The sequence below is a fragment of the Mesorhizobium sp. NZP2077 genome (assembly GCF_013170805.1).
In the GTDB taxonomy this organism is placed as follows: domain Bacteria; phylum Pseudomonadota; class Alphaproteobacteria; order Rhizobiales; family Rhizobiaceae; genus Mesorhizobium.
In genome coordinates, this window is the sequence record NZ_CP051293.1 from 1,046,054 (window position 1) to 1,071,040 (window position 24,987).

Sequence of the window (24,987 nt, forward strand, 5' to 3'; positions counted from 1 at the left end):
CAGCAATTCTCTAGGGTTCGAGCACCGGCCGCAGGAAGCTGCGCTCATAGCTGAGAATGCTGCGATTGCGCTTTTCCGTTTCGAACACCTCCTGGCATTCCGGGTCGGCAGCCATCCGCTTGCGATAGTCCTCGTAGTCGGCAAGGCTCGGAAAGCTGAACATGGCATAGGCGATATTGTTTGCTCCTTCGCTCGGAAGGAAATAGCCGTGATGGTTGCCGCCCAGGCGATTGACCAGACCGATCCAGCGACGGCCATAGTCTTCAAACTCGGCAAGCTTGTAAGGGTCGATGACATATTTCAGGTAACAGGTGATCATGGGAGTTCCTGTGGCAGGGTGATGTATCTTGCTGAGTGTCAGTTTCGCCCGCTGAGGTGGCGCACCTTGCGCAATTGCGGGAACAGATACGCCCACAGCCCGGCGACCGCGATGGCGCCGACGCCGCCGATCACCACCGCCGGCACGGTGCCGATCAGCGCCGCCATGGTGCCGGCCCGGAATTCGCCGACTTCGTTGGAGGCACCGACGAAAACCTGGTTCACGGCATTGACGCGGCCGCGCACCTCGTCCGGCGTCCACAACTGGATGAGCGTCTCCCTGATATAAACACTGAACATGTCGGTGGCGCCGAGAAGGGCCAATGCGACGATCGACAGCCAAGTGACGGTCGACAGGCCGAACAATACGGTGCAGGCGCCGAATGCCGCGACGAAGCCGAGCATGATCTTGCCGGCATTGTCGCGAAGCGGGTGCCCGGCCAGCCAGACCGCGACGCAGATGGCGCCGATGCCGGGCGCGGAGCGCAGCAGGCCGAGGCCCCATGGGCCGAGTTCAAGAATATCGCGCGCATAGACCGGCAACAGCGCCGAGGCGCCGGACAGGAGCACGGCGAAGAGGTCGAGCGAGATGGCGCCAAGCACGATCTTCTCGCTCCAGATGTAGCGGAAGCCGGCAAACAGCGTCTCCATCGTCGGCTTGTCGGTGGCGGTCTGCTGGGCAGGCTTGGGAATGGTGAAGATCAGCAGACCAGCCACCAGCATCAGCACAGAGGCGACGGCGTATGCAGCCTCCGGCGAAACGCCGTAGAGCAGGCCGCCGGCGACCGGCCCAACGATGGTTGCCGTCTGCCAGGCGGACGAGTTCCAGGCAATCGCATTGCCGAAATCCTCCGGCGGCACCAGATTGGCGAACAGCGACGACGAGGCCGGTCCGTAAAAGGCACGCGCCATGCCGAACAGCGCCAGAACGACGAAGATCGGCAGCGGACTGACGAGGCCGCGCACCGTGAAGTACAGGAGAACGAGCGCGCAGCTCGCCTCGACCACCGTTGCCAGCGCCATGATCAGCCGGCGGCCGAAGCGGTCGGCGACGACGCCGGTGACCAGCACCAAGAGCAGCGAGGGCAGGAACTGGACGATGCCGACAATGCCGAGGTCGAAGGGGTCGCGCGTCAGATCATAGATCTGCCAGCCGACCGCGACGGACACGATCATGGTGGCGAAAGTGGTGAGGAAACGCGCCGTCCAGTAGCTGAGGAAGGCTTTGTGCCGGAAGGCGGCGTAACGCTGCTCCGGTGAAGTTTGTACTGATGTCATGGAGAGGCCCCGTTGCGATGGCATTGATCGGCGGGGCACTTCCCAGAAGGGCGCTGGTCCGACCAATGGAACGTCTAACAAAGTTCGCGGCGGGATGTGCGTTAAAATCAGGCCTGGATCAAGGGATTTTCATGCTGTTCCTTCGATCGCATAAGGAAGTTACCGTCGCAGCGCGGCCGAAATGGCGTCGAGGCCGCCCCGCAATTCGGCTTCCGTCAGCCAGCCAAAACCGACGCGGAAGAAGCGTTTTTCCATTTCGAACCAGTGGCCGGGCCCGACATAGGTGCCATGATTTTCCAGCAGATCGACATAGAAGCGGTCGAGATCGAAGCCGGGATCGACATTGAGGCGAGGAAAGCCGACGACACCGCCTTCGGGCCTGATCCAGTCGACCAGCGGCTCGCGGTCGATCCAGGCCTGGACGATGTCGCGGCGCCTGGCCATTTCGGGCAGCAGCACGCCCAAGAAGGCATCCCGGCGCTCCAGCATGCCGCGCGCAATGCCTTCGTCGATGACGCTGCCGCAAATGCCGATCTGCTCCTTGGCGGCGAGGAATGTCTCCTGAAGAACCGCATCCCCGGTGATCAGCCAGCCGATGCGGATGCCGGGAATGCCGAAGGCTTTCGACAGCGACGAAACGCTGATCGCCTTCGGGCTCAAGGAGGCCGCCGATGGCAGGCGCCTGCCATAGGAAAGGTCGCGATAGGTCTCGTCGACCAGCAAATGGCAGTTGCTGGCCTCCGCGAGCGCCACCAATGCGTCGAGTTCGGCACGGCTCATCATCGTGCCGGTCGGGTTGTGCGGACAGGTAACGCTGATCAGCTTCGTGTTCGGCCGCATCGCCGCCTTGATGGCCTCGACGTCGATGACAAAGCCGTCCTCGAAGGCGAGGTCGACAAAGCTGATGGCGCAGCCGATTGCCCGTGGGGTTTCGATGTTGGTGGCGTAGTTCGGCCTGATGACGACGAGATGGTCGCTCGCCGACAGAAGCGATGTCGAGATGATGAACAGCGCGCCAGCGGCCCCGGCGGTGACCAGGACATCACCGGGCGAAACGCCGGCATCCTGCGCCGCGATCAGCGCACGCAAGTCCTTGTCGCCGCGATGCTCGCCATAGAAGAGCGTCAGGTCGGGCAGCGACAGGCCGATGTCGGAAAGCTTCTGGTCGGCGATCGAGCTTTCGGAGAGATTGTAGCGGATGCGGTCGTAGCCGTATTCCTCCGGCGCTTCCTTCTCGATCACCATCCTGGTGTAGTTCATGGCTTCCCCCCGGATCATCCTGTCCGGATCAGGAAGACGCTTAATTGAACCGCCGTCCTGATCCATCTCTTTGCTGGAGCATGATCTGTTCCGAAAACCGGTTTCCACTTTTCGGGATCATGCTCTGGCTATCCAAGCCACAAAAGCACGAAGCCTGCCAAGGCGAATTCGCCGGCAGGCTTCTGTTCCAGTTATCCTAAATATTGGCTCAGGACTGAACTGCTCAGGCCGAAACCTTGGCCTTGCGGCCCTTGGCCTTGACGGGCACCACTTCGGCGGCCTTGCGGCCGAGGCCGATCGACTTCGCCAGCTGCGAACGCGAGGCGGCGTAGTTAGGAGCAACCATCGGATAGTCCGATGGCAGGCCCCATTTGGCGCGGTAGGCGTCCGGGGTCAGGTTGAAATGCACACCGAGATGGCGCTTCAGCGATTTGAACTTCTTGCCGTCTTCGAGGCAGATGATGAAATCCGGCGTCACCGACTTCTTCGGGTTGACTGCGGGAACCAGCGGTTCTGCCACTGGCACGGCCGGCTTGCCGAGCCCGCCGATCGAGGTGGCGACGCTGGCGATGAGGTCGGCCAGGCCGGAGACGGGCAAGCGGTTCTTTTCAACGTAAGCGGACACGATGTGGGCGGTCAGCTCGAGAAGGTCGGTGCGAGCGTCGTTGCTATCGTCGGTCAATTCTTCCTCCGTCTATGGCGCACGGCCTCGAAAATGGGGATCGTTTTCGAAAGGACGAGGCACTAAAATCAAAAAATGCTGAAGCGTCTTTAGCGTATCCAGTGGAGCACGCGGGCAGTACGCGAAATTCCTAGTCGGCAAATCTGCATAACGCAATGATTTAGCGCGGCGTCACACGTTATTTTGAACAACTATACTAAACTGTAATACTATCAGACGATCAACGCCTTGTCTCGCCACAGACGAAATCCGCCTTCGAAGGCACGTGTGTTGTCACCGCGCCTGGAGTCGGCCGGTAACTCGTCGAGCTTGTCGACATTGCCGCCGCCAATGACGACATAGTCTGGCTGGAGGGCGGCGCGCAGCCGGTTGACGACGTCGAAAACAGATTCGCGCCATTTCTTCTTGCCGCGCCTTTCCAAGCCACGTTCACCGACATAATCCTCGAAGCTCTTGGCCTTCTTGTAAGGAAGGTGGGCGAGTTCCATGGGCAGGCCTACATGGTCGGCGATCATCGCCGCGCCGAGGCCGGTTCCGAGGCCGAGGAACAGCATGCGCTCGCCCTCATAGCTGCCGATGGCCTGCATCAACGCGTCGTTGACCAGCTTGACCGGCTTGCCGAACTGCGCGGCGAAATCGAAGCCGGCCCAACCCTTGCCGAGATTCTTGGGGTCGAGCACCGGCTTGTTGTGACGCACCGGGCCGGGATAGCCCATCGAGATGACGTCATAGGACAAACCTTCGGCGAGTTTCTTCACCTTGTCGACCATCTGCTGCGGCGTCAGGTCCGGGCCGGAATCGTCCCGACGCTCGGCACCACCGGCGCTGGTCAGGATCTTGACGTGCGAGCCGCCAATGTCGATCGCCAGAACGATCTGCTCGGCGTCGGATGCTGTCTGCTTCACCGCCTTGGCCATCGCGTCCTCTCCCCTCATGCCACCGGATCGATCCAGCCATTTGGCGGCCCGAAGCCGGCCATGGCGTCCGCCGGCCCCCATGTCTTCGGCTCGTAGAGATGCGGCGGCGTGGTGTCGCCAAGCACCGGGCCGACAATGCGCCAGGCGAGTTCGGCCGCGTCCTGGCGCGTGAAGAGCTGGCCATTGCCGTTCATGGCGTCGCCGATCAGCCGTTCGTAAGGCGGCATGTCGGCCTTGCTGTCGTCGAGCGCCGTCAGTTCTACCTGCTCGCCGACCATGTCATCGCCGGGCGCCTTGCGCTGGGCGCCGATGGCGATCACCACCTGCGGGTCGATGCGGAAACGCACGTAATTCTGGTCGGCGGGCTTGATCGGATCGAAGACGTCGAGCGGCGGCCGCTTCAGCCGCACCACCACTTCGGTGACATGCACCGGCATGTTCTTGCCGGCGCGGATGAAGAACGGCACGTCCTGCCAGCGCCAGGTGTCGACGAAGAAGCGCACCGCCGCGAAGGTCTCGACCGGCGAGTTCGGCTTAACGCCGGGCTCGGCGAGATAGCCGGTGAACTGGCCGCGCACGACGTCGTCCCTGGTCAGCGTGCGGATGGCGCGCAGCACCTGCACCTTCTCGTCGATCAGATCGTCGGCGGAGCGGCCGACCGGCGGCTCCATGGCGAGAAGCAACAGGATGTTGAGCAGATGGTTCTCGATGACGTCCCGGATGCAGCCGACATCGTCATAGAATTTACCGCGCCCTTCGACGCCGAAATCCTCGGCCATGGTGATCTGCACGCTCTCGACGTAATTGCGGTTCCAGATCGGCTCGAGGAAAGAATTGGCGAAGCGGAAATAGAGCAGGTTCTGGATCGCTTCCTTGCCGAGATAGTGGTCGATGCGGAAGATCGACTGTTCGTCGAACACCAGATGCAGCACCCGGTTCAGCCAGCGTGCCGACTGCAGATCATGGCCGAAGGGCTTTTCCACCATCAGCCGCGCACCATGCGCGGTGCCCGACTGCTCCAACCCTTGCACGACAGTCTCGAACATGGTCGGCGGCACCGCCATGTAGTGCAGCGGCCGCCGGGCGCTGCCGAGCGCGGTCTTCAGCTTCTCGAACGTGGCCCCATCGCGATAGTCGCCGCTGACATAGCGCAGCAGCGAGGCGAATTTGGCGAACACCGTCTCGTCGATGGCGCCGAGGGCGTGGACGATGCCGTCGCGGGCGCGGTCCTGCAACTGCTTCAAATCCCAGGCGTCGAAGGCGACGCCGATCACCGGTTCGGTGAGCGTGCCCTTGGCGACCATCTGGTACAGGGCTGGAAATATCTTCTTGTGGGCGAGGTCGCCGGTCGCCCCGAAGAGCACCAGCGTGTCGGACCGTTCCTGGCTCATGCGTGCGTCTCCTGCTGTGGCGTCACTTGCCGGCCTTCGGCTTTTCGAGATGGCCGCCGAAGGCATAGCGCATGGCGGACAACAACTTGTCGGCGAATTCGGATTCGCCTTGCGAGGAGAAGCGATCGAACAGCGCCGAGGACAGCACCGGCGCCGGCACGCCGGTGTCGATCGCCGCCTTCAGCGTCCAGCGGCCCTCGCCGGAATCCGAAACCCGGCCGCCGAACTGTGCCAGGGCCGGATCGCTCTTCAAGGCACCGGCGGTGAGATCGAGCAGCCAGGAGCCGATGACGCTGCCGTGGCGCCAGACCTCGGCCACCTGCGGAAGGTCGATGTCGAACTGGTAGTATTGCGGGTTTTCCAGCGGGCTGGTCTCGGCATCCGCCGTGCGTTGCCGCTTGCCGGCATTGGCCGATTTCAGGATGTTCATGCCTTCGGCGTAGGCGGCCATGACGCCATATTCGATGCCGTTATGCACCATCTTGACGAAGTGGCCGGCGCCACTCGGACCGCAATGCAGGTAGCCGAACGGTGCAGTGCCGGCAGTAGCCTTGTCCGGAGTGGGCGCGCCGGTATCGGCACCAGGCGCCAGCGTGGCGAAGACCGAATCGAGATGCTGCACCGCCACGTCGGGACCGCCGATCATCAGGCAGTAGCCACGCTCCAGGCCCCAGACACCGCCGCTGGTGCCGACATCGACGAGATGGATGCCCTTGGTGGCCAATTTCGCGGCCTGGTCGACGGCGTCGTGATAGTAGGAATTGCCGCCGTCGATGACGATGTCGCCGGGTTCCATCAGGGCCGCGACCTGGTCGATGATCTTGCCGGTGATGGCTGCCGGCAGCATCAGCCAGACACAGCGTGGCTTGGCGAGCTTGCCGACGAATTCCGTCAGGGATGCCGCCCCCAGTGCACCGTCGCTCACCAGGGCCGCGACGCTTGCCGCGTTGATGTCGTAGACGACGCATTCATGGCCGTCGCGCATCAGGCGGCGCACCATGTTGGCGCCCATCCGGCCCAGTCCCATCATTCCGATCTGCATGGTTTCGTCCCGATTGCTTGAGGAAAGAAAAAATCTATCGGCCCGGCTGCTTTCATCATGATGCGTCAATGTCGACGCTGAAGTCGACATTCTCCCAACGCATCGCATCGGGCCAGAAAAAAGTGAAGACGAGCGTGCTCCCCTGCACCAGTTCGGCGACGGGCAGGTCGACCAGATGGACGCCGAAAGCGTTTTCACTGGTCTTGTGGTCCTCGATCGTCAGCCATTTGTCGCTGCTCCAACGGACAACGCCCGGCGCCGAAAGCTCGACGCGCAAAACCTTGCCGGCCGGAATGGAGCGGATCTTGTTGTTGAAGCGCCATATCCTGAGCGGCGAGCCTGTCTTGCCCTGGATGTAGCGCTCGACGCCTTGCGGCGGCATGTCGAAAACCGCGCCGTCGCGCAGCGACCGCAACAGCTTAATGTGCTCGGCATGCGCCCAGACCAGCGGCATGGCGCTGCCGGACGGTTTGCCCAGCCACAGTTCGCGGTCCGGCACATCCGGGCTGTCCCAGACCTGTTCCGGCAGCAGCCCGCCTATACCCGCCGAGCGCTCGAAGGTATCGAGAAGCTCCGCGGCTTTCTCCTTGCGGCCAGCCGCCAGCTCATAATGCGCCCGCTCGCCGGTGACCAGGGGCCATGCGCGTCCCTGGCCAGTGCCGTCAAAAGGCGTGCCATCCTCGTGCTCGCCATAGCCGTCGCTGGTGTAGCGGTACCAGACCGGGCCTTGCGGCAGATCGCAACGCAAAAGGGTATCGACGGCCTTGACGGTATCGACGATGCGCGGGTCGTCGGCCGCCCTGAGGCCAAAGCGAACCAGGGCCAGAGCGTCGGGGCTGATTATGGCTTCCGCCGGCTTGTCGGTGTCGCCTGGCGGCCGGTTCTTGATCGGCACGAAGCCGTCCTTCGGCGCAGCGGCGCCCGCATCGTCGGGCGGCGCGATGCGGACATAGTAGCCTCTGACGCCGGCCTCGATGCAGACCTGAGTGCCTGTGACGTAGGTCCAGCGTTCGACCTGATCGTTCCAGCAATCAGCGGTTTCACGCAGGTAGTTTGCCGGCTCACTCTTTCCAACGACATCCAGCATATCCGCGGCGGCAAGCAGCGCGGCGATCTCGACGGCCAGCGTGAACGGGCTGTAGCCGGCGTCTTCCTCCCAGCGGTCCTCGCCGGTGACGGGGCCGTTGCGCACGACATAGGAGGCGGCGGTCTCGATCATAGCCAGGAAATCGGCGAGCCTAGCGCGCGGCAGGTGGCCGGCGCGGCGCAAGGCATCGGCCAGAAGCAGCGGGAAGGCGCATTCATCCATCTGGATGCCGGGCCAGTAGGCGGTGCCGTCCGACCAGACATTCTGCGGCCAGTGACCGTCCGGCTGCTGGATCGAGCGCAGATAGGTCAAGATCTGCAGCGCCTGTTTGCCGTCGCCGGCGGCAAGGAAACCGCCGGCGGTCTCGACCAGGTCGCGCGGCCAGACCAGATGGTAGCCGCCGAGATCGTCGTCGCCCTTGTTGAAGCCCCATGGGATCGACAGGCTGGCAACGGCAGCACCCGGTCTGGCGACCGAGAGATGCGAGGCCAGAACCGCTGTGCTCACACGATAGGTGTTCAGTCCGGAGGCGGTGTGGCGGTCGAGCTTCTCAAGCCCGGCCTGGAATGTCCGCCAGTTCTCGACATAGGTTTGCGCGGCGGCGTCGAAACCCTGCTTGAGACTGGCCAGCGCCAGGTCGGCGGCTGCTTCCGGCGACGCGCCGAAGCCGAGCGCCAGCAAGGCCGTGGTCTTGCCGGCGGAAAAGCCGATCTCGCCGGTCAGGGCGACATTGCCGTCTTCCGCCCGTTGACAGGAGGGATCCAGCACGCCGCCGTTCTGCAATTGCTGCCATCCGTCGGAGACGCCGACATAGCCGGCCGAACAGCTATTCCAGGGCAGCGAGGAGACCAGCGCCAGCGATACGCCGCGCCCGGTGGCGAAGAGCATGCGCTGGCCCTTGTGTTCGCCGGCCCAGGCAGTGTTGCCCATGCCGGCGTTGACGAGGTGCGGCGCAAGCAGCGTGTAGACATGGTAGTTGGCCACTGAGGCTTTCAGCGGTACGAATGCGATCTCCTGCAGCAGGACGGGCCGTTTCGGATCCGTAATGATACGCTTTTCGATACGGTAGGCGCCGTCTGTCGCGGTGTTGGTCAGCCTGTAGCCCGGGACGCCATCCTCGAACGGCGCTACTGCGTGCGCGGCGTCGCGCTTCTCTTCCGAGAAATAGCCACCGGGGCCGGTGACGATCAGCTCCATGTCGCGCGTACAGGCGCTGTCGAGACGCGGATAGTAGATCTCGTTCAAGATGCCGTGACTGATGGTGAACCACAGCGGGCTCTTGGCTGAAAACGCGGTGCCGACGCCACTCTTGGCGCTTGATGTCCAGCGGGCCGGTATTCCGGGCGCGCCTTTGGCAACGGTCGGCGTTACTGCCATCAATTGGTCTCCTGTCGTGCTCCTAGACCATGTGCCGACGGCTTTTTCAATCATCGCACCGCAAGTTGATCGAAGGCATGCCAAGCTTTGCAGTTGACAGCTTGCGGTTCGTCTGAATTTGTCTGACAATAGATAAAAAACAGGGACTGGGCGTAACGATCATCAGGCGAAACTAGCAACTTTGGGAGGAAATCATATGAAGAAACTGCTCGTTCTGGGTGCGCTGGCGGCTATGTTGGCCTCGGGCACAGCGCTTGCCGACACCAGCGGCAAGAAGATCGCATTCTCCAACAATTACGCCGGCAATTCGTGGCGACAGGCGATGCTCGACAGCTATGGCATCGTCACCAAGAAGGCGGTCGACGACAAGGTCGTCGGCGCCGCCGACATCTTCACCACCGCCGACAAGGAAGTGCCGACGCAGGCCGCGCAGGTGCAGAACCTGATCCTGCAGGGCTATGACGCCATCGTCATCAACGCCGCCTCGCCGGACGCGCTCAACGGCGCCATCAAGCAGGCCTGCGATGCCGGCATCACTGTCGTTTCCTTCGACGGCACCGTCACCGAACCCTGCGCCTACCGCGTCGTCGTCGACTTCAAGGACATGGGCAAGCAGGAAGTCGAACAGATGGCCAAGTTCCAGCCCAAGGGCGGGAACCTGCTGGAAATCCGTGGACTGGCCGGCACCTCGATCGATGATGCCATCCATGCCGGCATCCTCGAAGGAGTCGCCGCCCATCCCGAATTCAAGATCGTCGGCTCGGTGACCGGCGACTGGGATCAGACCACCGCCCAGAAGGCGGTCGCCACCATCCTGCCCTCGCTGCCTGATGTCGTCGGCATCGTCGACCAGGGCGGTGACGGCTATGGCGCCGCACAGGCTTTCGCCGCCGCCGGCAAGCCGCGCCCGACCATCATCATGGGCAACCGCCAGGACGAGCTGAAGTGGTGGAAGGAGCAGAAAGACAAGGACGGCTACAAGACCTGGTCGGCTTCGATCGCGCCCGGCGTGTCGTCACTCGCCTTCTGGGTGGCGCAGCAGGTGCTCGATGGCCGCAAGGACATTCCGCACGATCTGCTGGTGCCGTATCTCGCCTTCACCCAGGACGATTTCGAGGCAGCGCTGCCGAAGATCAAGGAAGGCGGCGTCGCCACCCACGAATACACGCAGGAAGACGCCCTCGCGGCGATCAAGGCCAACATCAAGTAAGTGTCACGGCAGCGTTGCCCTTCGTATCATCGCGCGGATATCTCTAAGCATGCCTGAAGGGAACGCTGACATCATCAGACTGAACGGCGCCGAAAAACATTTCGGCGCCGTTCGAGCGCTTGGCGGGGTGGACTTTCATGTCGGCCCCGGCGAATGCGTCGGCCTCGTCGGCCACAATGGCGCCGGCAAATCGACGCTGATGCACATGGTGACGGGCACACTCACGCCCGACAGCGGCAAGATCGGCGTGCATGGCGGCATCGAAGACAACTACTCGGTATCGCGGGCGCAAAAACTCGGCATACGCTGCGTGTTCCAGGAACTGTCGCTGTGCCCCAATCTCAGCGTCGCCGAGAACACGCGCATCAACCACGCGTCGCTCTCAGGCTTCGGCTGGCGGCGCAAGGCGGCAGCACTCATCACCGCCAAGCTGGACGAGATTTTTCCTGACCATGGCATCTCGGCCTGGGACATTGTCGGCGATCTGTCGATCGGGCGGCGCCAGATGGTCGAAGTGGCACGGGCCTTCACGGTCACGCAGGACCGGCTTGACCTCGTCATCCTCGACGAGCCGACCTCGTCGCTCGACGCGCATACGGCCGGCCAGCTGCTGGCCTTTGTCCGCCGCTTTGTCGCCAGTGGCAAAAGCTGCATCCTGATTTCGCATGTGCTGGGCGAAGTGCTGAAAAACGCCGACCGCATCGTGGTGATGCGCGACGGCAAGGTGGTCGTCGCCGACGCGGCAAATGCCTTCGACCGCGACCGGCTGGTGACGGCGATGGGCGGTGCGGAAGCGCGCCAGAAAATCGCGGCGGAGATTGCCGCAACCAAACCGGCGGCCAGCCCGTTGCGGGTTCGGGCGCGTCCCGCCGCGCAGAAGGACGGCACCGACCTCGTTGCCTGCGCCGGTGAGATCATCGGCCTTGCCGGACTGGCCGGACACGGCCAGACCGATCTGCTGCTGGCGATCTTCAGCGGGGCCTCGCGCGCCAAGGCAGGCATCGAGGTGACAGCACCTGTGGCGCTGGTCGCCGGGGACCGCCAGTCGGACGGCATCTTCCCGCAATGGTCGATCGCTGAAAATATCGGCATCCGCTCGCTGGCACGGCTGCGCAGCGGGCTGCTGATCTCGCCGCAGCGCGAGGCCGAACTTGCCGCGGTCTGGCAGAAGAAGATCGGCATCCGCACGCCCGACATGAGCAACAACATTTTTTCGCTGTCGGGCGGCAACCAGCAGAAGGCGTTGTTTGCCCGCGCGCTCGGCTCGGATGCGGAAATCGTGCTGATGGACGATCCGATGCGTGGCGTCGACATCGGCACAAAGCTCGAGGTCTATGACCTTGTTCGCGAAGAGGCGCGCAATGGCCGCACCTTCCTCTGGTACACCACGGAAACGGAAGAGCTCGACAATTGCGACCATGTCTATGTCTTCAAGAACGGCCGCATCGTCGCCAATCTGCGCCGCGACGAATTGACGGAAGAGAAGATCATCCAATCCTCCTTCGGCGACGCGGCCTGAGATGACGGCGGCGAGCCTCGACACCGGCCGAAAGAACTCCGCCGAGCGTGGCGCACTGGCCCGCGCCCGCCTGTTGCGCGGGCTGCTGCCGGCGCTGTCGTTGACGCTGGTGCTGCTCGCCATCGCCTGGCTCAACCCGCGCGCCATCAGCTATTTCGGCTTCAGCCTGATGCTGAACCTGGCGATCCCGATCGCATTGGCGACGATCGCGCAGATGTTCGTAATCGCCGGAAACGAGCTCGACCTGTCGATCGGTACCTTTGTCGGTTTCGTCGGCTGCGTCACCGCGACCTGGCTGAAGGACGCGCCGTTCATCGGTGTCGCCATCCTGCTCGGATCGATCGGTATCTATGCGCTGCTCGGCGCGCTGACCCATCTGCGCAATCTGCCGTCGATTGTGGTGACGCTCGGCATGAGCTTCGTCTGGCAGGGGCTCGCCATCCTCGTTTTGCCCAAGCCCGGCGGCAAGGCGCCGGACTGGCTGCTTGGGCTCATGGCGTTCAAGCCGCCTTTCGTGCCGTTCCCGATCATCGCGGCGCTGCTGATCGGGCACATGGTCCACTTCGGCCTGATGCGTACCTCCTATGGCGTCATCCTGCGCGGCTCCGGCGGCAATCCGGCGGCACTCAAGCGCGCCGGCTGGTCGCTGCTGAAGACAAAGATCGTGCTGTTTGCGCTGGCCGGCCTGTTCGGCGTGCTGTCCGGCATGGCGCTGATCGGCATCACCACCTCGGCCGACGCCAATATCGGCAATGGCTACACGCTGCTTGCGATTGCCGGCGTCATCCTGGGCGGCGGTGAATTCGTCGGCGGCCGGGTGTCGCCGATCGGCGCGGTGATCGGCGCGCTGACACTGGCGCTGGCGGCTTCGCCGCTGCTCACCTTCATGCACATCCCGCCCGATTGGCAGGTGGCGGCCAATGGCGCCATCCTGATCATCGTGTTGGCGGCGCGGGTGCTGATCAGCCGCAGGGAGAGGTGAGCGATGGCACTGGTTAGATCGCTGGTTGCCAAACCCTGGATCTGGTCGTTTGTCGGCGCCTTGTTGGTGTGGCTGGCAACGATCGCCTTCACCGGCGGCTATGGCGCCGGCGGCATGGTCACCGCCGCCTTGTCGCTCGCCGTGTTCACGGTCATCGTCGGCGTCGGTCAGATGTTCGTCATCACGCTCGGACCGGGCAATGTCGACCTGTCGCTGCCGGCCAATATTGGTCTCGCCAGCGCCGTCGCCATGAAGGTCATGGCCGGCAGCGATTCCATGATCGTGGTGGGGCTGCTGGCGGCACTCGCCTGCGGTGCTGCGATCGGCGCGGTGAACTACCTGCTGATCTGGGCGCTACGCATTCCGCCGATCATCGCCACGCTGTCGGCGAGCTTCATCATCCAGTCGATCGACATCAGCTATGGGCGTGGGCTGCAGATCAAGCCGCCGCCCGGCTTCGCCGATTTCGCCAACTGGCAGGTCCTGGGCATTCCGGTGCTGGCGATCCTCACCGTGCTGTTCACCATCGGGGCGGCCATCGCCTTGCAGCGCATGATCTATGGCCGCTCGGTGCTGGCGATCGGCCAGAACATCCGCGCCGCCTGGCTCGCCGGCGTCAATGTCGGCCGCATCCGCTTCCTCACCTACACGCTGTCGGGGGCGCTCGGCGGCATCGATGGCGCGCTGCTGGCCGGTTATTTCCGCGGCGCCAATGTCGATATCGGCAATGAATATCTGCTGGCCTCGATCGCCGTCGTCGTCATCGGCGGCACGTCGGTGGCCGGCGGCAAGGCCAATGTGCCGGGCGTCTGGGGCGCGGCGCTGTTTTTGGTGCTGCTTTTGACCATGCTCAACACCTTTGGGGTGAGTGCCGGGGTGCGGCTGCTGCTGACCGGGCTGATCATCGTCGGGGTTATCACCGCTGCGGGTGGGGAGAAGGCGGTGCGCTAGCGTGGAGGATCACGACGCGTCGACGCTGAGCTCCCGGACAATCGTTAGGCCAGACCAACATCGGGTTCCCATTCGCGGCGCGCCCTAGTAAACCCTTGCGCGATCACAGTTGGCCTCGGGAGGGCTCTGATTGTCCAGTTCTGTCAGCGTCGTGAACGAGAACGGCGTCGCCTTCGTCACCATCGACAATCCGCCGGTCAACGCACTGAGCTTTCATGTCCGCGAGCCGCTGATGCAGGCGCTGGTTGCCTTGCGCGATGATGCTTCGGTCGCGGCTATCGTCATCGCCTGCGCCGGCCGGACTTTTGTCGCCGGCGCCGACATCACCGAATTCGGCAAGCCGGTGCGGCAGCCCGATCTGCGCGCCATCGTGGCGATGCTGGAAACCATCGCCAAGCCGACAGTCGCCGCCGTCCACGGCACGGCCCTCGGCGGCGGTCTCGAACTGGCGCTCGGCTGCCATTTCCGCGTTGCCGATGCCGGCGCGAAACTCGGTCTGCCCGAGGTGAAGCTCGGCCTGCTGCCCGGCGGCGGCGGCACGGTGCGACTGCCACGCCTAGTTGGGGCGGTGAAGGCCCTGAAGATGATTGTCTCGGGTACACCGATCGGCGCTGCCGAGGCGCATGGAGCGGGCCTCGTCGACGCTGTCTTCGAAGGCGATGTGGCCACGCATGCCGTGAACTTTGCCCGGGAAATCGCCCGCAAGGGTGGTCCGTTCACGCCGGTGCGTGATCGCGATGACTTGCTTGGGGAAACCGACCTCGCGGCCTTCGATGCCGAAGCGGCTGATCTTGCCAAGAAAGCGCGCGGGCTCGAAGCGCCAATCGCCTGCGCGCAAGCAGTGCGCAATGCCGTCACACTGCCCTTTGACGAGGCGCTGGCGGCGGAGCGGGCGCTGTTCGTGAAACTCGTCGCCAGCGACCAGTCGCGGGCGCAGCGCCATCTGTTCTTTGCCGAACACGAGGCGGCCAAGGTTCCCGACAAGGACACGCCCAAGCGCAGGATTGGCCGTGTCGGCGTCATCGGCGCCGGCACGATGGGCGGCGGCATCGCCATGGCTTTCGTGAATGGCGGTTTTTCGGTCACCTTGCTGGAAACCGGCGAGGAAGCGCTACAACGCGGACTTGGCACGATCGAGAAGAACTATGCCGTCTCCGTTTCGCGCGGCTCAATGACGGAGGATGCCAGGCGTCAGCGGCTGGGCCAGTTCAAGGGTTCCACCGACTATGCAGACCTCGCCGAGTGCGACCTGATCGTCGAGGCGGTGTTCGAGGACATGGCGGTGAAGAAAGAGGTGTTCGGCAAGCTCGACGCGGTGGCCAAGCCGGGCGCCATCCTTGCCACCAACACCTCCTATCTCGACATCAATGAAATCGCCGCCTCGATCTCGCGGTCACAGGATGTGGTCGGCTTGCATTTCTTCTCCCCGGCCAATGTCATGAAGCTGCTGGAGATCGTGCGGGCCGACAAGAGCGCACCCGATGCGCTGGCAACTGTCGTCGATATGGCGCGGCGGATCGGCAAGGTGGCTGTCGTCGTCGGCGTCTGCCACGGCTTCGTCGGCAACCGCATGCTGGCCGCACGTGGCTCGGAATCGGAGGCGTTGCTGCTGGAGGGCGCAACACCCAGCCAGATCGACAAGGCCTTCACCGATTTCGGCTGGCCGATGGGTCCGTTCCAGATGGGCGATCTCGCCGGCCTCGATATAGGCTGGCGCAATCGCAAGGCGCGGGGCCTCACGGCCGTCATTGCCGACACGCTGTGCGAACAGGGGCGTTTCGGCCAGAAGACCGGCCGGGGTTTCTATCTCTACGAGGCCGGTGCGCGGGCAGGCATTCCCGATCCCGAAGTCGAGACACTGATCCGCGACAAGGCCGCTGAAAAAGGCATTGAGCCGCGCGCGATCGGTGCGGAAGAAATCATCGAGCGTACGCTCTACCCCCTGGTCAATGAGGGCGCCAAGATATTGGAGGAAGGCATAGTGGTCCGCGCGTCCGACATCGATGTCGTCTGGGTCAATGGCTACGGCTTTCCCATCGGCAAGGGCGGCCCGATGTTCTGGGCTGGCCTCGAAGGGGCGGCCAAGATCATCGAGCGGCTCGACCACTGGCATCAGCGAACCGGCAAGGATGTTTTCAAGCCAGCACCGCTGCTGAAACGGATGGCCGAAACCGGTTCCTGGGACGGCGCGCCAAGTTGAGCTCGGAGGCACGGAGAACGTCCCTAGGACGCGATTGGAGCTGGTTCCAAGGCTTCGTCAGATCGAGCCGCCTCGGCCTTTAGCCAATCATCGCCTGCGAATTCTGGCGCCTGCGCCTTGCCGAAAGCCAGTAGCGTCCGACATCGACCGTGCTGGCGAAGGGCTGGACCAGCTGGCCGCAAGCAAGTTCGCGGCTGAACATCGAGACCGGCAGCAGCGCCACGCCGGCACCCTGGACAGCGGCGTTGGCCATGGTGACGGAGGAATCGAAAACGATGCCCTTGATCGGCGGGCAATGGCGGCCCGCCGCCTCGAACCAGCGCAGCCATTCGTCTTCCCGGTACGAACACAGCAGCGTTTCGCGGGCGAGGTCGGAGGGATCACGCAGGCGCGTCGCGATGTCGGGCGTGCAGGCCGGTGAGAACGAGCCCGGCAGCAACGGCGTGTTGTCCGTCCCTTGCCAGGAGCCGTCGCCGAAGCGGATGGCGAAGTCGAGACCGTCGGCGGCGAGATTGACACGGTTGTTGTTGGTCGAGATGCGCAGTTCGATGTCCGGATAGGCCTGATGAAACAAGCGGCAATCTTGGGATCAGCCAGCCCGAGGCGAAAGTGCCGACGACGCCGACGGTGACGATGTCATGGAAGCGGCCGCCCTCGAAGCGGTCGAGCGTGACGCTGATCCTGTTGAAGGCGTCGCTCAGCACCGGCAGCAAGGCTTCGCCTTCCTCGCTCAGGGCAAGGCCGTGCGGCAGCCGGCGGAAAAGCCTGACGCCAAGCACCTCCTCAAGGCCCTTGACCTGATGGCTGATGGCGGCCTGGGTGACGCGCAATTCGAGACCGGCGCCGGTGAAGCTGAGATGCCGGGCGGCGGCCTCGAAGGCACGCAAGCCATTCAGCGGAAGGTGTGATCGCTTCATCGGCGCGAGCCCTAGTTTTTCTTATGGCGGAGGCGACGTTTACTCATTTGCGATGGCGCCGGATCGGGTCCAGTCCTGTGGTGCGGGGCAACAGAGAGTGTGGACATGACAAGCAGACGCAGTTTCATCGGTGGTCTCGCAGTGTTTTTGACGGTCCCCATCACGCTTGACGCGATGGCGAAGGCGGCGACGAGCCCGACAAAATTTGATGGTCTGACGCCGAAAATAAGGCAGGTTGAGGCGAAAAGCGGTGGCCGGCTGGGCGTAGCCTGTCGCATCTCCGGCACAACGTCGCAGTTCGGTTATCGCGAAAACGAGCTGTTCCCGATGTGCAGCACGTTCAAACTGCTGGCCGCTGCGCTGGTCTTGCACCGTGTCGACGGCGGCATCGAGCAGTTGGATCGGCGCATCAAGGTTCCGGACAATGCCGTGGTCGCGAACTCACCGGTCACGAAGAAGCATATCGGCACCGAGATGACGATGGCCGACATCTGCGAGGCAGCGGTCACGGTTAGCGACAACGGTGCCGGCAATCTCATGCTGGAGTCCTTTGGCGGACCGGCGCAATTGACGGCCTACTTGCGGTCTCTAGGCGACGATGTGGGCAGGTTGGACCGAACCGAACCGGATCTGAACGAGTCACTGCCCGATGACAAGCGCGACACGATCTCCCCGCTTGCGATGGTCAACAATCTCGAGCGCCTCACTCTCGGCAACGGCCTCTCGAATAAAGGTCAGGCGCAGCTTGTGGAATGGCTGGTCGCCAACAAGACCGGTGACGACCGCATCAGGGCAGGGCTGCCGAAGGGTTGGAAATGCGGCGACAAGACCGGCACGGGAGATCGCGGCAGCACCAACGACGCGGCTGTCATCTGGCCGACATCAGGCGATCCCATCCTGATGTCGGTTTACCTGACCGGCACGAAGCAGAACCTGGCCAAGCGCAATGCTGTCATTGCCTCGGTTTCGCGCGCTTTAGTCGAGGCGATCGAGGCGTAAAGCAGTATCGATTGGCGCGGCCTTGCAGCGCCGCTGCCCTCACACGTGCTTGCGGCCGCCGGTCTCGCGGAACCAGCTGTCGGGATAGGGATACCACCAATCCTGGATTGCCGGTCTGTGGTCGATGATGACCATCTTCGAGCGGCGGAAGGCGTCGAGCCCCTGCCGCCCGAGTTCACGGCCGAGGCCTGAGGCCTTCCAGCCGCCGAAGGGCAGAGCGTCATTGTCGATCAGCGGATTGTTGACCCAGACCATGCCGGCCTCGAGCCGCTCGGCCGCCTCATGCGCTTCGGCGAGATCTGATGTGAAGACGGAAGCGCCGAGCCCGAACGGGCTGTCATTGGCAAGCCGGATCGCCTCGTCGAAATCCCTCACCCGGCAGATCGCGGCGACCGGCCCAAAGCACTCTTCGCGCACGATCGCCATGTCGGAGGTGACGCCGGTGAGGATCGTCGGTTCGTAGAACCAGCCGACATTGTGCGCCGGCGGAATGCGCCCGCCGGTGATCGCCTTGGCGCCATTGGCGATCGCATCGTCGACCAGCCGCATGACTTTCGCACGGGCAACCTCGCTGACCAGCGGGCCGATCTCGGTCTTGTCCATGCCGTTGCCAATGCGCAGCGCCCGCGTCCTTTCGGCGAACAGTTCGACGAAATGATCATGCACGGCGTCGACGACGAAGAAGCGCTCGGCCGAGGTGCAGACCTGGCCGGTGAGATGGAAGGCGGCGGTGACGCTGCCGGCCGCCGCGATCTCGAGCGGGGCGTGCTCACTGATGATCAGTGGATCGCTGCCGCCGGCTTCGATGACGCATGGCTTCATGCGTTCGGCGCAAGCCACCGCCACCGCCTTGCCGGCGGCGACCGACCCGGTGAAGGCAACGGCATGGGTGCGCTCGGAAGTGATCAGAGCCTGCGCCGTGGCCGCGCCGCCGGGCAGGCAGGAAACCAGCCCTTCCGGCAACGAGCGGAATACGGTCATGTAATCCAGCGTCGACAGCGTCGTCGCCTCGGCCGGCTTGATGATGCAGGCATTGCCGGCGGCGAGCGACGCCGCGACGGTCCAGCACATCAGCAGGATCGGAAAGTTGTAGGGCATGATGTGGACGGAGACGCCGTAAGGCTCGTAGCGCGCATACTGGAACGAGCCGGCTTGCGTCGTGCCGGCGATCTTGCCGGCCTCGTCGCGCGCCATCTCGGCATAGTAGCGGAAGATCGGCGCGCAATTGGCGATCTCACCGATGGCTTCGGGATAGGGCTTGCCCATCTCGCGCACCATCAGCTCGGCACAGCGGGTGAAGTCAGCCGCCTCGATGGCGTTGGCGACGGCATGCAGATGCTTTGCCCGGCTCTTGGCGTCGAGTTTTTTCCAGCTAGCCTGCGCCCTGGTTGCGGCGGTCAGCACGGCGTCGATCTCGCCATCGCTGGCGCCGGTGATGGCGCCGACGGTTTCCAGCGTCGCCGGATCGATCACCGGCTTGGTCGTGCCAGCCATCGGCCGGTAGTCCGGGTTGACGAAGAAGGTCGGCCGGTCAGGGGAGAAATGCATTTTTGTCCTCCTCCACGTGGGGAGCCTTTTTGAGAATTCGCCCTGCCGAGGCAGATGGCGTGGCTTTCGGGGTCGACACCGTCGACGAGCGCAGCGGACATTTGGTCCGTGAGCACCGGAAGCGCAGAAAGCCGCGTCAGGTGTCCGGCAGGGTAGAACTATCGGAAAGGCTCAGCGGATCATGTAGACCTTCTTGATCGTCTCATGGACGGTGCAGACGCCTTTCCAGTCCTGCGGGAAGAAGGCGGCGGTGTCCGGCTCGATCTCGATGACCTCGCCGGATGCGTGGACATAGGTGCAGCGCCCTTCGAGGAAGTGGCAGAACTCGTCGCGGGTGACGTGGCAGTGCCATTTGCCGGGGGTGCAGACCCATAGCCCGCATTCGGAACGGCCTTCGGGTCCCTTGTAGAGCAGCTTGCCCGAGGTGTGGGACTCACCCTCGATCATGGTCGGGATGACGCCCCAGTCGACGAGGTCAGTGACGGCGAGCGGCGATTGCATGATTGGTGTGGTCATAGGGATTTCCTTGAAATGAGGCTCACCGGCACATGAAGGCCTTGGTCAGCGTTTGCGTGATGATGGAGATGCCGGTCCAGCCGGCGCGGAAAAGACCAGCGTTCCGGCCCCGACCGGAATCTGTTCGCCATTGTCATGGACATAGCTGCCGCGTCCCGACAGGAAATGACAAAACTCGTCGGCGGCAAAGGTGACCTTGCGGGTACCAGGCGTGCAGGACCACAAGCCGCATTCGCTCGATCCGTCGGGGTTCTGCGACAGGATTTTGCCGGAGGCGCGCGGCGCGCCGGCAAGCGTGTTGCTGCCCGCGCCCCAATCCTCCAGTTCCACGCTCGCGGCCTGCGGCCAATGCGGTATCGACATGTGGTTAGCTCCGTTGTTCAGGCCAGCATGTAGACGTTGCGCATGGTCTCATGCACGGTGCATTCGCCCGTCCAGCCGGCGGGGAACATGACCACGGTCCCGGCCGACACTTCTATCACTTCACCGACATCCGACCGGTAGGTCGCCCGGCCGGCGACGAAATGGCACAATTCATCGCGCGGGATCGAGAGCCGCCAGCGGCCCGGCGTGCACACCCAGATGCCGGATTCCGGCTGGTTGTTCGGACCCTTATGCACGAGCTTGCCGGTGGAGTGGGAGGCGCCGTCCAGTGGGTCAGGCTGGGCGCCCCAGTCGGCGAGATCGGTGCGGGTTGAGGCCTGGTAGAGGTGTGGGGCGGAGGAGGTCACAGCAGCTTCTCCAGCAGACCAGCCGCTTTCTCAGGCCCGTTCTGCGCGTGCATCTGTGCCGATGTCTTCGCCAGCTTCGCCTTCATCGTCGGGTCGGTCAGGCAGGTTTCGATTTTGGCGACCAGCTCGCCATCGTTCCAGTCGTAGCGCGGCATGCCGAAGCCGTGGCCGGTCTCCTCGACGCGGGTGGCGTTGTCGTGGCCATCCCAGACATAGGGCATGATGATCGCGGGCTTGCCGAAATAGAGGCACTCGGTGAATGAGTTGTTGCCGCCATGGTGGATGACGGCATCGACCTGCGGGATCACCGAAGGCTGCGGGAACCAGCTCTCGACGATGACGTTGCCGGGCACGTCGGTATACTGGTCCTTGTAGCCGCCGACATTGACCAGCGCGCGGTAACGGGTCTTGCCCAGTGTCGCGATGATCCGCCTCAACAGCTCGACATCGCCCGCGCCGAGACTGCCGAAGGAGACATAGAGCAGCGGTCCGTCATTGTTCCTGGCGAAGGTCGGTACCGCGTAAGGTTTCTCCTGCCGCACGCAGCCTTCGAGATACTGGAACTTTGCCGGATCGAGCGGATGGCGGCGCTTGAATTTCGCCGCTTCGGGATAGAGCAGCAGGTTCAGATAGGGCGACGCCTCGAAGAACTGGCCGATCGGATAGGGCGCCTCGTTGTTGGCGGTGAGGAAGGCGTTGAAGTCGTCATGGATCGGCTTGATGACCGCGTTGAAATGATCGCGATAGCGCTGATGCCCGGCATGGTCGTTCTCGCCGCAGCCGGAAAGATGCGGCGGGATGTCCTCGTCCTCGATCTCGTTTTCCGAGCAGGAGATGACGCGAACCCACGGCCTGCCGAACTGCTTGATGGCTGGGAACAGGATGACATTGTCGACGCAGATGACATCAGGCTTGATGGCGGCCAAGACCCGCGGCAGATCCTTTTGCGCCCATTTGGCGCTGTCGACGATCGCCGTCCAGCAATCCTTCACATAGTTATCGACCTGGTCGTAGGGCGATTTGCGGAAGTTCGGGATGTGGCCGTTGATGAAGTCCTCCCAGAACTTGGCCATCTGTTCGGGTGGCATCGGCTCCGACAGGTTCACCGGATGCGCCTCGAAGCCGTAGCCCTTGTAGACCTCGACGAAGCCGGGGTCCGACAGGAACACAGCCTTGTGGCCGCGCGCCTCGACAGCTTGCGCGATGCCGACGGAATTGAGCGCCGGGCCGTAGGCCGCTTCGGGAAAAAACGCGATCGTCTTCTGCGCCATCAAGCTTCTCCTATTCTGCGAAAATTCTGACATCGGCGGCATCCCAGCCGAGCTCGACCTGGTCGCCCGATGACACCGGCCGGCGGTCGGCGGCATCGGCCGTGACGCGCACCAGGAATGGTTTTGGCGACAAAGCGGTGCGGACATGCAGCTGCAGGTCTAGTCCGTGGTAGGCGAGCGCCTCGACCGTGCCGTTGGTGCGGTTGGCGGTTTCGGCTGATGGGAATAATCGGATGCGTTCGGGCCGCACCGACGCGACAGTGGACGCACCGGGCGAAAGCGTTGCGGGGACCTTGCCGGTAATGCCCGCGCCATTCGCGGCGATCACGCCCTCGGCTGACGCCTTGCCCGGAATGAAATTCATCACGCCGATGAAGTCGGCGACGAAGCGGTCGGCGGGATGTTCATAGATTGCATGCGGCGTGTCGCATTGCAGCAGCTTGCCGTCTTTCAATACGGCCATGCGGTCAGCCATGACAAGCGATTCCTCCTGGTCATGGGTGACGATGACGAAGGTGATGCCAACCTCGTGCTGCAGGCGCTTCAGTTCCAGCTGCATGGCGCCGCGCAGCTTCTTGTCGAGGGCGCCGAGCGGCTCGTCGAGCAGCAGCAGCCGGGGCCGCTTGACCAGCGCACGGGCGAGCGCGACGCGCTGCTTCTGGCCGCCCGACAATTGCTCGGGCTTGCGGTCGGCGAAGGGGACAAGTTCGGTCGTCGCCAGAATGGCGTCGACGCGGGAACGGATTTCGCTCGCCGGCAAACGTTCCACCTCGAGGCCGTAGGAGACATTGGCGCGGACGCTCATATGCGGGAACAGCGCGTAGGACTGGAACATCAGATTGACCGGCCGCTTGTTGGGCGGGGTTCGGGCGATGTCCTTGCCGTCGAGCAGGATGCGGCCGTCATTCGGCGTCTCGAAGCCGGCCAGCATCCGCAGCAGCGTGGTCTTGCCGCAGCCGGAGGGGCCGAGCAGCGCGAAGAACTCGTTCTCCCTTATATCGAGCGAAATGCCGTCGACGGCGGTGACGCGGCCGAAGTTCTTCGACACATTGTCGATGGCCAGCAGCGTGCGCGGTTCGCTCATTGGCCGATGATCCCCCTGTTAAGCCGCTGCGACAGGGTCAGTGCGGTGATCGAGACCGCCATGACGATGGTCGCCAGCGCGTTGATCTCCGGCGTGATGCCGAAGCGGATCATGGCGTAGATCTGCATCGGCAGCGTGGTCGAGGCGCGGCCGGCGCCTGATGTGAAGAAGGCGATGATGAACTCGTCGACCGAGAGCGTGAAGGCAAGCAGGGCGCCGGCGATCACCGCCGGCAGGATCACCGGCAAGGTCACGCGCCGGAAGGTGGTGAGCGCGGAGGCGCCGAGATCGGCTGAGGCCTCGACGATCGACCAGTCGAAACTCTTCAGCCTTGCGCGCACCACCGAACAGACGAAGGCAAGGTTGAAGACGACATGGGCAAGGATGATTGTGTGCAGGCCCATGGTCAGATTGAGCATGGAAAAGAACGACAGCAATGCGATCGCCAGCACGATGTCGGGAATGATCATCGGCGCAAACATCAGGGCTTCGAGGCCTTTGCCGTATTGCCGGCGCATCTCGACGCCGATGGCCAGCAAAGTGCCGAGCAGTGTGGCGATTGCCGTCGAGATCAGCGCCACGATCAGCGTGTTGAGCGCGGCGGAGAGGATCGCGGAATTGTGGGCCAGCGAGACATACCATTTCAGCGAAAAGCCCGACCATGCCGTCGGCAACCCGCCTTCATTGAAAGACAGTGCGACCAGCACGGCGATCGGGATGTAGAGGAAGGCGAAGACGAGACCGAGCACGAGCCAAAGCGTGCTCCGCGTCGCCGGGGAGCGCTCAGCCATCGGCGTCACCTCTGGCCTCAGCAGCACGCCCCGAAGCGCGATCTGCGGCGAGCGCTTGCGCCATCAGCACCAGCAGCATGATGGAGATCAGCGCCATGGCCAGGGCTGCTCCGAACGGCCAGTCATTGGCGGTCAGGAATTGGTCGTAGACGAGATTTCCGATCATCTGGAAGCGGCCGCCGCCGAGCAGTGCCGGGGTGACGAAATTGCCGATCGACAGCACGAAGACGAAGACGGCGCCCGCAGCGATGCCGGGCACGGTCAGCGGCAGGATGACACGGCGGAATGTGGTGGCGGCGGAAGCGCCGAGATCGCGCGAGGCTTCGGCCAGCTCCGGGTTAAGACGCGACAGCGGTGCGTAGCAGGCGAGGATGACGAACGGCAGATAGTTGTAGACCAGGCCGGCTATGACCGCGCCTTCGGTGTAGAGCATCGACGGCGGCTCGCCGGTATAGCCGAACCAGCGCAACAATTGCGTGATGAGGCCCTCGCGGTTGAGCAGCACGATCCAGGCATAGGTGCGGATCAAATAATTCGACCAAAACGGCAGCACGGCAAAGAACAGGAACACCGGCTGCCACCGGCGCGGTGCCGCCGCAATGGCATAGGCGGCGGCATAGCCGATCACCACGGCGATCAGCGTCGCGGTGCCGGCGATGCGCGCCGATTTGAGGAAGATGCCGGCGTAGAGCGGGTCGAAGACCAGCCCGAAATTCTCCAGCGTGAAGGTGTAGTCGATGCCGCCATAGATGCCGCGCCGGAAGAAGGCGAGCGCCAGCACCAGCGCGCACGGCACCACCATCAACGCGGTCAACCAGACCAGCGCCGGGGCCATAAGCAGGGAGGAACGAAGTCGGGTCTGGGACAATTTCTCGGGTACCGCTCAGGGCCGGCGGCAGAAGCACCGCCGGCCGTG

General features: G+C 63.6%; 22 protein-coding genes and 1 pseudogene. 6 read left to right on the forward strand and 17 right to left on the reverse strand.

Annotation, left to right across the window (positions count from 1 at the left end):
* Positions 1–10: 10 nt before the first annotated feature.
* From HGP13_RS05075 to HGP13_RS05110, 8 genes are all read right to left on the reverse strand, one after another.
* Positions 11–319, reverse strand: coding sequence for an NIPSNAP family protein (locus tag HGP13_RS05075; RefSeq protein WP_172222320.1), 309 nt, complete (start codon positions 317–319; stop codon positions 11–13).
* A 38-nt stretch (positions 320–357) separates the two neighbouring features.
* Positions 358–1,596, reverse strand: a complete 1,239-nt coding sequence (locus HGP13_RS05080) for an MFS transporter (protein WP_172222323.1) — start codon at positions 1,594–1,596, stop codon at positions 358–360.
* 159 nt (positions 1,597–1,755) lie between these two features.
* A complete protein-coding gene (locus HGP13_RS05085; protein WP_172222325.1) occupies positions 1,756–2,856 on the reverse strand; it encodes an aminotransferase class I/II-fold pyridoxal phosphate-dependent enzyme in 1,101 nt (366 codons plus the stop codon).
* A 223-nt stretch (positions 2,857–3,079) separates the two neighbouring features.
* A complete protein-coding gene (locus HGP13_RS05090; RefSeq protein WP_172222327.1) occupies positions 3,080–3,538 on the reverse strand; it encodes a MucR family transcriptional regulator in 459 nt (152 codons plus the stop codon).
* Between the two features lie 212 nt (positions 3,539–3,750).
* Positions 3,751–4,455, reverse strand: coding sequence for an ROK family protein (locus tag HGP13_RS05095; RefSeq protein ID WP_172222329.1), 705 nt, complete (start codon positions 4,453–4,455; stop codon positions 3,751–3,753).
* Positions 4,456–4,469: 14 nt separating this feature from the next.
* Positions 4,470–5,846: a glucose-6-phosphate dehydrogenase gene (zwf, locus tag HGP13_RS05100; RefSeq protein WP_172222332.1), complete on the reverse strand. Its 1,377-nt coding sequence runs from the start codon at positions 5,844–5,846 to the stop codon at positions 4,470–4,472.
* 22 nt (positions 5,847–5,868) lie between these two features.
* Positions 5,869–6,888, reverse strand: a complete 1,020-nt coding sequence (gene gnd / locus HGP13_RS05105; RefSeq protein WP_172222334.1) for a phosphogluconate dehydrogenase (NAD(+)-dependent, decarboxylating) — start codon at positions 6,886–6,888, stop codon at positions 5,869–5,871.
* 55 nt (positions 6,889–6,943) lie between these two features.
* Positions 6,944–9,352: a glucan 1,4-alpha-glucosidase gene (locus tag HGP13_RS05110; protein ID WP_172222337.1), complete on the reverse strand. Its 2,409-nt coding sequence runs from the start codon at positions 9,350–9,352 to the stop codon at positions 6,944–6,946.
* A 196-nt stretch (positions 9,353–9,548) separates the two neighbouring features.
* Between HGP13_RS05110 and HGP13_RS05115 the strand changes: the two genes are divergently transcribed.
* The 5 genes from HGP13_RS05115 (at position 9,549) to HGP13_RS05135 (ending at position 16,214) form a co-directional block, all read left to right on the forward strand.
* Positions 9,549–10,562, forward strand: coding sequence for an ABC transporter substrate-binding protein (locus HGP13_RS05115; protein ID WP_172222339.1), 1,014 nt, complete (start codon positions 9,549–9,551; stop codon positions 10,560–10,562).
* 49 nt (positions 10,563–10,611) lie between these two features.
* A complete protein-coding gene (locus tag HGP13_RS05120; RefSeq protein ID WP_172222342.1) occupies positions 10,612–12,081 on the forward strand; it encodes a sugar ABC transporter ATP-binding protein in 1,470 nt (489 codons plus the stop codon).
* Between the two features lies 1 nt (position 12,082).
* Positions 12,083–13,063: an ABC transporter permease gene (locus HGP13_RS05125; protein ID WP_172222344.1), complete on the forward strand. Its 981-nt coding sequence runs from the start codon at positions 12,083–12,085 to the stop codon at positions 13,061–13,063.
* Between the two features lie 3 nt (positions 13,064–13,066).
* Complete coding sequence (locus HGP13_RS05130; protein ID WP_172222347.1) at positions 13,067–14,014, forward strand: ABC transporter permease; 948 nt, start codon at positions 13,067–13,069, stop codon at positions 14,012–14,014.
* Positions 14,015–14,144: 130 nt separating this feature from the next.
* A complete protein-coding gene (locus HGP13_RS05135; RefSeq protein ID WP_172222350.1) occupies positions 14,145–16,214 on the forward strand; it encodes a 3-hydroxyacyl-CoA dehydrogenase NAD-binding domain-containing protein in 2,070 nt (689 codons plus the stop codon).
* Positions 16,215–16,293: 79 nt separating this feature from the next.
* Here HGP13_RS05135 and HGP13_RS05140 read toward each other — a convergent pair.
* Positions 16,294–17,131, reverse strand: a pseudogene (locus HGP13_RS05140) (LysR family transcriptional regulator).
* A 174-nt stretch (positions 17,132–17,305) separates the two neighbouring features.
* Here HGP13_RS05140 and bla point away from each other — a divergent pair.
* Entirely contained in the window at positions 17,306–18,130 is an 825-nt protein-coding gene (bla, locus tag HGP13_RS05145) for a class A beta-lactamase (protein ID WP_246707287.1), read from the forward strand.
* Positions 18,131–18,169: 39 nt separating this feature from the next.
* Here bla and HGP13_RS05150 read toward each other — a convergent pair whose 3' ends face one another.
* The 8 genes from HGP13_RS05150 to HGP13_RS05185 form a co-directional block, all read right to left on the reverse strand.
* On the reverse strand, positions 18,170–19,678 hold the full coding sequence (locus HGP13_RS05150) for an aldehyde dehydrogenase family protein (RefSeq protein WP_172222355.1): 1,509 nt from the start codon (positions 19,676–19,678) through the stop codon (positions 18,170–18,172).
* A gap of 171 nt (positions 19,679–19,849) precedes the next feature.
* The gene (locus HGP13_RS05155) at positions 19,850–20,194 is read right to left on the reverse strand and encodes a cupin domain-containing protein (RefSeq protein ID WP_172222357.1); all 345 of its coding nucleotides are present in this window, start codon (positions 20,192–20,194) and stop codon (positions 19,850–19,852) included.
* 45 nt (positions 20,195–20,239) lie between these two features.
* Complete coding sequence (locus HGP13_RS05160; protein WP_246707288.1) at positions 20,240–20,557, reverse strand: cupin domain-containing protein; 318 nt, start codon at positions 20,555–20,557, stop codon at positions 20,240–20,242.
* Positions 20,558–20,574: 17 nt separating this feature from the next.
* Positions 20,575–20,925, reverse strand: coding sequence for a cupin domain-containing protein (locus HGP13_RS05165; protein ID WP_172222360.1), 351 nt, complete (start codon positions 20,923–20,925; stop codon positions 20,575–20,577).
* Complete coding sequence (locus HGP13_RS05170; protein WP_172222362.1) at positions 20,922–22,196, reverse strand: glycosyltransferase; 1,275 nt, start codon at positions 22,194–22,196, stop codon at positions 20,922–20,924. Before HGP13_RS05170 ends, HGP13_RS05165 begins: the two co-directional genes overlap by 4 nt.
* Positions 22,197–22,206: 10 nt before the next feature.
* Positions 22,207–23,280, reverse strand: coding sequence for an ABC transporter ATP-binding protein (locus tag HGP13_RS05175; RefSeq protein WP_172222365.1), 1,074 nt, complete (start codon positions 23,278–23,280; stop codon positions 22,207–22,209).
* The gene (locus HGP13_RS05180) at positions 23,277–24,071 is read right to left on the reverse strand and encodes an ABC transporter permease (protein ID WP_172222368.1); all 795 of its coding nucleotides are present in this window, start codon (positions 24,069–24,071) and stop codon (positions 23,277–23,279) included. Before HGP13_RS05180 ends, HGP13_RS05175 begins: the two co-directional genes overlap by 4 nt.
* Positions 24,064–24,906, reverse strand: a complete 843-nt coding sequence (locus HGP13_RS05185) for an ABC transporter permease (RefSeq protein ID WP_172234614.1) — start codon at positions 24,904–24,906, stop codon at positions 24,064–24,066. The genes HGP13_RS05180 and HGP13_RS05185 overlap by 8 nt, the downstream gene beginning before the upstream one ends.
* Positions 24,907–24,987: the final 81 nt, after the last annotated feature.

What these genes read in the sequence shown, in the direction of transcription:
- HGP13_RS05075 (WP_172222320.1), bottom strand. Translation starts at nt 319, where the DNA reads ATGATCACCTGTTACCTGAAATATGTCATCGACCCTTACAAGCTTGCC.
- HGP13_RS05080 (WP_172222323.1), bottom strand. Translation starts at nt 1,596, where the DNA reads ATGACATCAGTACAAACTTCACCGGAGCAGCGTTACGCCGCCTTCCGG.
- HGP13_RS05085 (WP_172222325.1), bottom strand. Translation starts at nt 2,856, where the DNA reads ATGAACTACACCAGGATGGTGATCGAGAAGGAAGCGCCGGAGGAATAC.
- HGP13_RS05095 (WP_172222329.1), bottom strand. Translation starts at nt 4,455, where the DNA reads ATGGCCAAGGCGGTGAAGCAGACAGCATCCGACGCCGAGCAGATCGTT.
- zwf (WP_172222332.1), bottom strand. Translation starts at nt 5,846, where the DNA reads ATGAGCCAGGAACGGTCCGACACGCTGGTGCTCTTCGGGGCGACCGGC.
- gnd (WP_172222334.1), bottom strand. Translation starts at nt 6,888, where the DNA reads ATGCAGATCGGAATGATGGGACTGGGCCGGATGGGCGCCAACATGGTG.
- HGP13_RS05110 (WP_172222337.1), bottom strand. Translation starts at nt 9,352, where the DNA reads ATGGCAGTAACGCCGACCGTTGCCAAAGGCGCGCCCGGAATACCGGCC.
- HGP13_RS05115 (WP_172222339.1), top strand. Translation starts at nt 9,549, where the DNA reads ATGAAGAAACTGCTCGTTCTGGGTGCGCTGGCGGCTATGTTGGCCTCG.
- HGP13_RS05120 (WP_172222342.1), top strand. Translation starts at nt 10,612, where the DNA reads ATGCCTGAAGGGAACGCTGACATCATCAGACTGAACGGCGCCGAAAAA.
- HGP13_RS05125 (WP_172222344.1), top strand. Translation starts at nt 12,083, where the DNA reads ATGACGGCGGCGAGCCTCGACACCGGCCGAAAGAACTCCGCCGAGCGT.
- HGP13_RS05130 (WP_172222347.1), top strand. Translation starts at nt 13,067, where the DNA reads ATGGCACTGGTTAGATCGCTGGTTGCCAAACCCTGGATCTGGTCGTTT.
- bla (WP_246707287.1), top strand. Translation starts at nt 17,306, where the DNA reads ATGGCGAAGGCGGCGACGAGCCCGACAAAATTTGATGGTCTGACGCCG.
- HGP13_RS05150 (WP_172222355.1), bottom strand. Translation starts at nt 19,678, where the DNA reads ATGCATTTCTCCCCTGACCGGCCGACCTTCTTCGTCAACCCGGACTAC.
- HGP13_RS05155 (WP_172222357.1), bottom strand. Translation starts at nt 20,194, where the DNA reads ATGACCACACCAATCATGCAATCGCCGCTCGCCGTCACTGACCTCGTC.
- HGP13_RS05160 (WP_246707288.1), bottom strand. Translation starts at nt 20,557, where the DNA reads ATGTCGATACCGCATTGGCCGCAGGCCGCGAGCGTGGAACTGGAGGAT.
- HGP13_RS05170 (WP_172222362.1), bottom strand. Translation starts at nt 22,196, where the DNA reads ATGGCGCAGAAGACGATCGCGTTTTTTCCCGAAGCGGCCTACGGCCCG.
- HGP13_RS05175 (WP_172222365.1), bottom strand. Translation starts at nt 23,280, where the DNA reads ATGAGCGAACCGCGCACGCTGCTGGCCATCGACAATGTGTCGAAGAAC.
- HGP13_RS05180 (WP_172222368.1), bottom strand. Translation starts at nt 24,071, where the DNA reads ATGGCTGAGCGCTCCCCGGCGACGCGGAGCACGCTTTGGCTCGTGCTC.
- HGP13_RS05185 (WP_172234614.1), bottom strand. Translation starts at nt 24,906, where the DNA reads ATGGCCCCGGCGCTGGTCTGGTTGACCGCGTTGATGGTGGTGCCGTGC.